Consider the following 9,431-nt stretch of genomic DNA (forward strand, 5'->3'; position numbering starts at 1 on the left):
CGATAGCATATCGGCGGCGAACTCCAGAGTCAGACTTGCTCCAGCATCAGCCCCGAGACACGCCTGACCTTGCGCTCCACCGCTTCCTCGAACACCCCGGCGCGCGGCTCGATCAGGCTGAAACAGTGCTTGGCACGGGTGATACCGGTGTACACCAGTTCCTTGGTCAAGACCGGGTTCAAGGCATCGGGCAGTACCAGCGCGGTATGGCTGAATTCCGAGCCCTGGGACTTGTGCACGGTCATGGCGAATACGGTTTCCACTTCGCTGAGTCGGCTGGGCAGGACGAAGCGTACCCCACCGCTGCCATCGTTGCGCGGAAAGGCCACGCGCAGTAGCGCCTCGCCCTGCTCGTCCGGCAGGCGCAGGGCAATGCCGATATCACCGTTCATCAGGCCGAGACCGTAGTCATTGCGGGTGACCAGTACCGGGCGGCCCTCGTACCAGGGTTGCTGGCTATCGATCAGCCCGGCATTGTGCAGCACCCGGGCCACGCGTTCGTTCAGGCCTTCGACGCCCCAGGCGCCCCTGCGCACGGCGCAAAGCAACTGGAAGGCTTCGAAGCTCTGCAGTACCTCGGCCGCCCAGCGCTCCCAGCGCGGATCGTCGCCCGGGGTGCCAGGCGGTGGGCGCAAGCGGCCGATGGTGCGCAGGTAGCCACGGTAACCCTGCGGCCCTTCGCCGCCCTGGCCAAGGCCGTCTAGCAACAGGCGATCGAAGCGCTTGTCGTGTTCGCCGCCCAGGGTCAGGCAATGAACGTCCGCAGGCCGGGTCGCCAGCAGCGCCCGCGCCTCCAGCGCCTGCTGGCGATTGACCAGGCGCGCCAGCTGGCCGATGCCGCTGCCTTCGCCGAAACGCCGCGAATGACGTAGCATCACGATCTGCTGGGCCAGCGGATTGCGCTGGCCATCGCCCGGTTTCAGGCCGATGCCCGCCAGCGACTGCCCGCCCACCTGCTCCAGCCAGGCCAGGGTCTGCGGCCAGTAGCAGCCTTCCTCGGCGTCGCGGCACAGATCGCCCAGCACCGCCCCGGCTTCCACCGAGGCCAGCTGGTCCTTGTCGCCCAGCAGCACCAGCCGTGCAGTGGACGGCAGGGCATCGAGCAGGTTGGCCATCATCTCCAGGTCGATCATCGAGGCTTCATCGATCACCAATACGTCAAGCGGCAACGGGTTGCCGGCATGATGGCGGAAATGCCGCGAGCCTGGGCGGCTGCCCAGCAGGCGGTGCACGGTGCTGACCTCGGTGGGGATCTGCGCCCGTACCTCAACGTCCACCTGCAGGCGCTCGACCTGCTGGCCGATGGACTCGGTCAGGCGCGCCGCGGCCTTGCCGGTCGGTGCCGCCAGGCGGATACGCAGCGGCCGGCCTTGCTCGACCGCCGGCCCCTGCAGCAACGCCAGCAGGCGTACCACGGTGGTGGTCTTGCCGGTGCCGGGGCCGCCGGTGATCACACTGAAACCCGCTCGGGTGGCCAGCGCGCAGGCCAGTTTCTGCCAGTCCACCTCGCCGGCCGCCGAGCCGCCGTCGAAGAGCTGCGCCAGGCGCTGGGCCAGATCGGCGGGCTGAGGCTGACGGCGCGCCAGGCGCTCATGCAGGGCGTCGTCGATCCGCCGCTCGTAGGCCCAGTAGCGGCGCAGGTACAGGCGCTCGGCGCTGAGCACCAGTGGCCGGGCGCGCTGTTCGACGCTATCGCCCGCCGCGACCAGCGGGCTCTCGGCAATCCGTTGCAGCCAGGTACCCAGGTCAAGGCTGGCCAGCAGTTGCGAAGGCAGCAGCAGCGGCCCGGCCAGGGCATCGCCTTCCGGTGGCAGCGACAGGGCGAAGTCTGGTTCAGCGAGGGTCTGGCGCAGATCCAGGCACACATGCCCATGCCCCAGCTGGTGGCTGGCCAGCGCCGCGGCGAGCAGGACCAAAGGGTCACTGCCTGGCGCCCGCTCCTCGAGAAAACTCACGAAGGCCCGGTCCAGGGCACGCAACCACCCGCGCTCGACCCAGCGATCGAGCAACGCCAGCAGGTCATGGCTGGCGCTCAGCGGCGCCAGGGCGCTCAGATGCTCCGCCTGCAATGGCGTGGGCAGCAGGTCATCGAGGTTGCGGCTCATGGCGCGGCTCCGGCAAACAGGTCCTGTTGTTCAGGTTCTAGCTCACCCCGGAACATCGCGTCGAGCTGCTCGATCAGCGCCCGGGGTGGCCGCGCATGATACAGCCCGTGGCCCGCCGACGTGACGCCGCGCAGGAAGATGAACACGGCGCCGCCGACATGCCGATCGTAGTCGTAGTCAGGCAGGCGGGCGCGCAACTGGCGATGCAGGGCCAGCAGGTAGAGCACGTACTGCAGGTCGTAGCGGTGCTCGAGGATCGCCTGCTCCATCGCCAGGTCGCCATAGGCTTCGGCGTCGGGGCCAAGCCAGTTGGACTTGTAGTCGGCCACGTAGTAGCGCCCATCGAGCTCGAACGCCAGGTCGATGAAGCCCTTGAACATGCCATTGAGCAAGGTCGGCTGCGCGGCCGGGCGCGCCGCGCCGCCATGGGTATGGCGCGCCACCTGGTAGTCGAGGCGCAGGGCGTCGACCTGGTGGCTGGCGAACCAGAACTCCATTTCGATCTGGTATTGGTTCAGTTGCGCCAGGGTCAGAGTGGCACCCTGCAACGGCATGGGTTGCAGCAGCAGTTGCTGCAGCCACTGCGTCAGCGTGGGGATCCAGCCGGTCCAGTCGCGTCGATTGCAGCGCCGCCCCACGGTGCGCTCGATCACCTCGGCCTGGCTGCTGATCTCGGCGAAGCCTTCGCGGCCCGCCCATTCGAGCAGGCCATGGAGGAAGGTCCCCGGGTTCGGCCCACGGGGGAAGCGGTGGATATCGCCCGCCTCGGCCGGGACCTCGCGCAGCAGCTGGCTGTCCAGCACCTCGTCGTCCAGCAGTTGCTGGGCCTGGGAGCTATCGGCGATCAGCGTCTGGTCGCCCACCCGCAGGGCACTGTAGGAAGCAATCCACCAGTGTTCCGCGGCGGCGCGCCGTGGCTTGCGTGGCGGCAGGAGTTCGCGCTGGCTGTCCGGCGTGCGATAGCTCTGTGTCTGCACTTCGGGCAGCGCCTCCCGGCTGATGGCCGGGTTGCTCGCTGCCAGTGCCTGGAGCCACTCGCCCAGCTGGCTGGAGGCGGGCAACAGCAGCCCGCCGCCGAGCAGGTAACCCAGGGCCGAACGGTGCAGTTGCGAGCTGCGCTGGGTGCCGCGCTTGAGGTCGGCGACGCCCAGCCAGCAAGCGTATTGGGCACGGGTCAGGGCGACGTAGAGCAGGCGCAGGTCCTCGGCCAGGCGCTCGTCGTCGGCGCGCTCGATCTGCTCGGCATTCGGCGTCAGGGTCAGGTGTGCCGCGCCCTGGTCATCGTGCCAGCCCAAGGGCAGGCGCTGGCCATCCACCGGTTTGCTGGTGCAGATGAACGGCAGGTACACCAGCGGGTATTCCAGGCCCTTGGATTTGTGGATGGTCACCACCTTGACCAGTTGCTCGTCGCTTTCCAGGCGCAGGATCTGCTCCTCGCCCGCCTGCCCTGCGTTGGCCAAGTGCTCGGTAAGGTGACGGATCAGCGCTTGCTCGCCATCCAGTTCGCCCGCCGCCTGCTGCAACAGCTCGGCCAGGTGCAGCAGGTTGGTCAGCACGCGTTCGCCGTCACTGCGGCCCATCAACGCGCGGGGCAGCTGGAAGTCATGCAGCAGGCGGCGCAGCATCGGCAGCACGCCCTGGCGTTGCCAGGTGTCGCGGTAGCGACGGAAACGCATGACCCAGCTCTCCCAGACCCGCTCGTCCTGGTTCAGGCGCTCCAGTTCGACCAGCGGCAGATCGAGGGTCAGGCTGGCCAGGGCGGCCTTGAGCAGGCGCTCCGAGTCCGGTTCGGCGCAGGCCTTGAGCCAGGCCAGCAGGTCGTGGGCCTCCTGGGCGGCGAACACCGAGTCCTTGTCCGACAGGTACACGCTGCGCACATCGCGGGCGGCCAGCTCGGCGCGGATCAGCTGGGCCTCGCGGCCGTCGCGCACCAGGATGGCGATATCGGAGGGCAGGCAGGGGCGCAACTTGCCAGCGGTGTCGGCGAAACCACTGACGCCTTGCTGCCCGCCATTGAGCAGCTCGACGATATGGCTCGCGCAACTGGCCGCCAGCTGCTGGCGATACAAGGTACTGGATACCGGCTCATCACTTTCCAGCTGCCAGCAACAGAGGGCCGCGCTCGGCTGACCGGCCACCAGCAATTGCTCGCCACGGCCCTTGGCGCGTACTTCGACGAAAGGCAGCGGGTTATCGCCATGGGCCCGGAACAGGAATGCCCCACGGCCCTCGGCACGCTCCTCGGCCTGGAGGAATACCCGATTCACCGCCGCGACCATGGCCTGGCTGGAGCGGTAGTTGGTGTCCAGGCTGTGCAGGCGCCCGGCGGTGGCGCGGCGCGCGGCCAGGTAGGTGAAGATGTCGGCGCCGCGGAAGGCATAGATCGCCTGCTTGGGGTCGCCGATCATGAACAGGCCGGTGTCCGGGTTGTTCTCGCTGATACGGTAGATGCGCTCGAAGATGCCGTACTGGACGGGGTCGGTGTCCTGGAACTCGTCGATCAACGCGACCGGGAACTGCTCGCGGATCAACGCGGCCAGGCGCTCGCCGGCATCGCTGCCCAGGGCCTGCTCAAGGCGCAAAAGCATGTCGTCGAAGCCCATTTCGGCGCGTCGACGCTTCTCCACCTCGAAGCGCGCCGAAACCCAGGCGGCGGCATGCTCCAGCAGGCGCGCATCGGGACTGGCCAGCCCCTGCAACTGTTCACGCAGGGCCGCCATGGCGTGCAGCGCCGGGTGCTGCGGTGGCTCGTCGGCCTTCCACGCCTCGGCCATGCCCGCCGGGGTCAGCCGGGTGAAGCCGGTGCCCAGGTCCAGCTCCATGGCCTGCTCATCACCGGCCCAGGCGCGCAGTTTGTCGAACCAGGGCTCGAAGTAGCGTGCCTGCAACTTGCGCCCGTCCGCCTGCTTGGCCGCCACGGCATCGCGGCAGATCTGCTGCAGCTCATCGGCCCAGGCGGCCCAAGGGGCCTTGAGTTGGGCCAACTGCTCGGTGCGCTGGCGCAGGGTCGCCTCGATCAAGGCTTGCGGCTCCTGGTCGTCCACCTGGCCACGGACGCGGCCGAACAATGGCCTGATCCTTGGCAACAAGGCATCGGGGCTGCCCCAGTTGCCGCGCACCCAGGCCAGCGACTCGCCACGCATGCCGTAGCAGAAGCGCCGCCAGTAGTCGCGCATGACCTGGCCCAGCAACTCGCTGTGATCGGTTTCCAGGCTCTGGGTGAATAGGCTGCCACTGTCAAACGCATGCTCGCGCAACATGCGCTGGCACCAGCCGTGGATGGTCGACACCGCCGCTTCGTCCATCCATTGCACGGCGATTTCCAGACGGTTGGCACAGCGTGGCCAGTGCGCCGGTGGATAATCCTCGCGCAGCAGGTGCAGCAAAGGGTCGGCATCCTCGAGCTCGCCGCGGAAAAAGCGCGCCGCTTCAGCCAGGCGCGCACGGATACGCTCACGCAGTTCCTTGGTTGCCGCATCGGTGAAGGTCACCACCAGGATCTGCGGCGGCAGCAGCTCGCGGGCAAAGCCCTGCTCGCCGCCATGCCCGAGGATCAGGCGCAGGTACAAGGCCGAGATGGTGAAGGTCTTGCCGGTGCCGGCGCTGGCCTCGATCAGTTGGCTGCCGTGCAAAGGAAAGCTCAGCGCCAGGGGGCGGGCTTGGGTCATTGGGCGCTCTCCGGGTTGCCCAGGGTTTGCCAGGGCGCCGCGAACAAGGGGCGATACAGGGTTTCGCACCAACCCTCGAAGGTTTCCTCGAGGGCCAGTGCGGCGAAGTCACGGTATTGACGGGCCAGGGCCAGGCTCTCGCTGCGCTCGCCGAAGCTGTTCTGGCCGTCACCTTCGTAGGCCCGGGCCGCGGCAGCCAGGGCCTTGTCCGGGTCCTCCTGGGCCAGCCAGGCGAAGGCGGTCTTGGCCGCGACGGGCAAGGGCGCGTTCATTCCCGCCTGGCGTGCCACCAGCAACTCGCCCAGGCGCTGCATCGCATCGGCCTGCGGCAGTGGTGCCAGCAGCAAGGTCAGGTCGCTGGCCACCAACGCGCTGTGCAGCGGATAGCCCGAGGCGCAGGCGGCAAGGTGCATGACCCAGGCAGGGATCAGGCGATGCCATTTCAGGCTGTTGCGCCCGGCACTGAGGGTATTGGGCACGGTGGCGATGCTCAGCAGGCTTTGGTCTTCGCCTTGGTACACACGGCCGAGCCAGCCTTCCAGGCGCTGCGCGCCCTGTTCGAAGTGAATCGGCAGGGCACCCTCGACCAGCGTCGGCCAGCGCTGCAGCAACTGTCGATGGCGTTGCAGCAAGTCCGGCAGCGGCTGGATCAGTTCCGCCTGCAAGGCCTCGCCGAACCCGGCCAACGGTAGCAGCCCGCAGGCCTGCAGCCTCCGGGCCTGGGCTTGCAGGGCTCGCTCGGCGTTGTCGGGGTCGGCCAGCGCGGCGCCGAGCAGACTTTCACTCAAGCCATAGCGTTGCAGGGCATCCAGGACGAAGGGTTCTTCGTCCGGCGTCGGCGCCTCCAACGTTTCGAAGAACACTTTCAGGCGCTGGCTGAAAAAATGCCGTACCGGGTGGCGCAGGAAGTCCTGAAGCTGCACCAGGTTCAGCGGTTCATCGCTGACGTAGGGCGACAGCCCGATAGCGGCGGTCGCTGCGCCGTCCTCGGCCTGATGCAAGGCCAGCCACTCATGGGCAAAACTGAACAGCGGGCTGCCTTTCTGGAAATAGCGCTGGCTGAACGGCTGCAGCGGATGCTCCTGGGTCAACGCATGCAGCAACTGCTGTCCAGCGTCATCGCGCAACCCGGCCTTGGCACCGGCGAGCTGCCAGCCGGCGGCCAGGTGATCGCGCAGTTGCCCGATCAGCACCGAGGCTGGACGCTCGCTGTTGTCGCGGATACTGCGCCCGACCCAGCTGACATAGAGCTGGTCACGTGCCGACAGCAAGGCTTCGAGCAACAGGTAACGGTCATCCTCTCGCCGGGAGCGATCGCCCGGACGATAGTCGCTGGCCATCAGGTCGAAGTCCAGGGGCGGCTGGGCACGTGGATAGTCACCATCGTTCATGCCCAGCAGGCAGACCACACGGAACGGGATGGCGCGCATGGGCATCAGGGTGCAGAAGTTCACGGAACCGGCAAGGAAGCGTTGCGACAACTTGCCCTGGTCCAACCCCGACAGCCAGGCCTCGCGCACCACCGTTAGCGGCAGCAGGTCTTGCAGGCCCACCGCCTCGCAAGTCTCCAGCCAGGTGTCGCGCAGATCCTGCAGTTGCACCAGGAGCAGCTCGTCGTGTTCGTTCTCGGCCAGGAAGAAGATCTGCAGCAGGGCGTGCAGCCGTGCGCCCCAGTCTGGCGCAGAGGCCGGCTGGGTCAGGGCCTGGCAAGCGACCTCCAGGGCATCGAGCAAGGCGACCAGCGGCCCGATCAATGCGGCATCGAGGCCGCCAATCTCGTCATAAGGCTCGATGCCGTCACAGCCTTCGCCCACCCCGACCGCGTACCCCAGCAACATCCGGCGCAGGCCGAATCGCCAACTGTTCTGCTCCAGTCCTTCCGGCAGCCCCAGGCTGGCGCGCTGTTCGGCACTCAGCCCCCAGCGGATACCCGCCCCTTCGATCCAGCGATGCAGCGTCGGCAGGTCGCCTTCCTGGATGGCGAAACGGGCGCGCACGGCCGGTACATCCAGCAGATCGAGAACTTCACTGACGGCAAAGCGGCTGTCGGGCAGCTTGAGCAGGTGTTCCAGGGCAATGAGCAGAGGGTCGCGACCACGCTGGCCCTGGTCGGTCAGGGTGAAGGGGATATAGCGCGGGTCGTTGCGATCGAGCTGGCCGAACACGGCACGGATATGCGGTGCGTAGGTGTCGATGGCCGGCAGCATGACGATGACGTCGCGCGGGCGCAGGGTCGGGTCGGCGCTGAAGCGGGCGAGTAACTGGTCGTGGAGGATCTCGACTTCGCGCTGCGGGCTATGGGCCAGGTGGAAGCGCACGGAGCGGTCCTTGGCCGGATCGACTGCTGGCCATTGCGTACGCGTCTCGGCCAAAGGCCGCAGCTCGAGGATATCGTCCTGCAGCTGGTTGAGCAGGGTCTCGGGTTGTGCATCACTGAACAGGTCGATACGGCCTTCGCTGAAGACATTCTGGTAGCTGCCTGGGTCGTCGTAGCTGTCGAGCAGGTTGATGTAGTCGCGCCCCTGCTTGCCCCAGGCCGCCAACAGCGGATGGGCATGCTGATGCAGCAGTTCGTCGTCCAGCTGCAAAGGCATGCCCTGCTTGCGTTGCTGGCGTTTGTACTGGTGCCGCAGCAGGTCCTTGTCGGCGACGATATCGCCCCAGTGGTGGCGACAAGGGTTGTGCACGCACAGCAGCACCTGGCTGAAACGGGCAAGACCTGCCAGGGCTTCCAGAATCTGTGCCGGCAGCGACGAAATGCCGAACACGATCAATCGCGCCGGCAGCCCTGGGGGCGCCTGCTCCAGGCTGTTGATACGTTCGATGAAGCGCTGGTGCACACCGGCTCGGCTCTGGGCCATGCCCTCCTCGCCCACGTCCTCGAGCAGGAGCCGCCACAGCTCGGCCTGCCAGCGATTGCCAGCAGCCAAGGGCTTGCGCTCGCCACGGGCGGTATTGAGTACATGGGCACCATCTGCCCAGTCCTTCAACCAGTCGGCGCGGTAGACCTGGTACTGGTCGAACAGGTCGGCAAGGCGCTCAGCTAGCTGGTAACGCTTGCGTAGGTCGCTATCGTCGGTGAGGAAGCGGCGCAGAGGTTCGAAGTGCGGACGCTCGATCACTTCCGGGAGCAGGCGCATCAGGCGCCAGGTCAGGGGGGCCTTGTCGAGCAGCGAAACCTCGGGGATTTCATCACGGCCCAACACACGGCGATACAGCTGCCACATGAAGCTGCCCGGGAGCTGCACATCGATGGCAGCGGCGATGCCGCAACCGCCCTGATCGTCGTCTTGCGGGTCCTCGGCCAGCGCCAGTTTCAGCCATTGGGCGATACCGTTGCTCTGTACCAGCGCAATCTCGTTCTCCAGTGGCGCCAGGGGGTAGCGGCGCATCACGCTCACCACCAGATTACGCAGTTCGTCCAAGCGATTGCCCTGGACGATCATGAAACCTGGATGGAGTGAGGTGGTCTGCGGCATAGGAGCTCTCGGAATGCGGTTGATGCTGACGGGAAACCTTATCACGGAGACAGCAGACAAGGTCTCGCGATGCTGCCCGGCAGGCCATGGGTTTTCCAGGCCCAAAGACAAAACCCCTACCTGCTCGCGCAGATAGGGGTTTTGCGAAATGAATCTTGACGATGACCTACTCTCACATG

The 9,431-nt window shown here is 66.9% G+C and carries 3 protein-coding genes; all 3 read right to left on the bottom strand.

Annotation, left to right across the window (positions count from 1 at the left end; genetic code table 11):
* Window positions 1–29: 29 nt before the first annotated feature.
* From recD to recC, 3 genes are read right to left on the bottom strand one after another with little or no spacing between them, the layout of a single operon-like run.
* Window positions 30–2,105 (bottom strand): exodeoxyribonuclease V subunit alpha, encoded by a 2,076-nt coding sequence (gene recD, locus AC3WL2_RS23140; RefSeq protein ID WP_102684568.1) that lies wholly within the window; start codon window positions 2,103–2,105, stop codon window positions 30–32.
* Window positions 2,102–5,773 (bottom strand): exodeoxyribonuclease V subunit beta, encoded by a 3,672-nt coding sequence (recB, locus tag AC3WL2_RS23145; RefSeq protein WP_102684569.1) that lies wholly within the window; start codon window positions 5,771–5,773, stop codon window positions 2,102–2,104. Before recB ends, recD begins: the two co-directional genes overlap by 4 nt.
* Window positions 5,770–9,252, bottom strand: a complete 3,483-nt coding sequence (gene recC, locus AC3WL2_RS23150; protein ID WP_102684570.1) for an exodeoxyribonuclease V subunit gamma — start codon at window positions 9,250–9,252, stop codon at window positions 5,770–5,772. The genes recB and recC overlap by 4 nt, the downstream gene beginning before the upstream one ends.
* Window positions 9,253–9,431: the final 179 nt, after the last annotated feature.

Source organism: Pseudomonas sp. FW305-96 (genome assembly GCF_058783825.1).

What these genes read in the sequence shown, in the direction of transcription:
- recB (WP_102684569.1), bottom strand. Translation starts at nt 5,773, where the DNA reads ATGACCCAAGCCCGCCCCCTGGCGCTGAGCTTTCCTTTGCACGGCAGC.
- recC (WP_102684570.1), bottom strand. Translation starts at nt 9,252, where the DNA reads ATGCCGCAGACCACCTCACTCCATCCAGGTTTCATGATCGTCCAGGGC.
- recD (WP_102684568.1), bottom strand. Translation starts at nt 2,105, where the DNA reads ATGAGCCGCAACCTCGATGACCTGCTGCCCACGCCATTGCAGGCGGAG.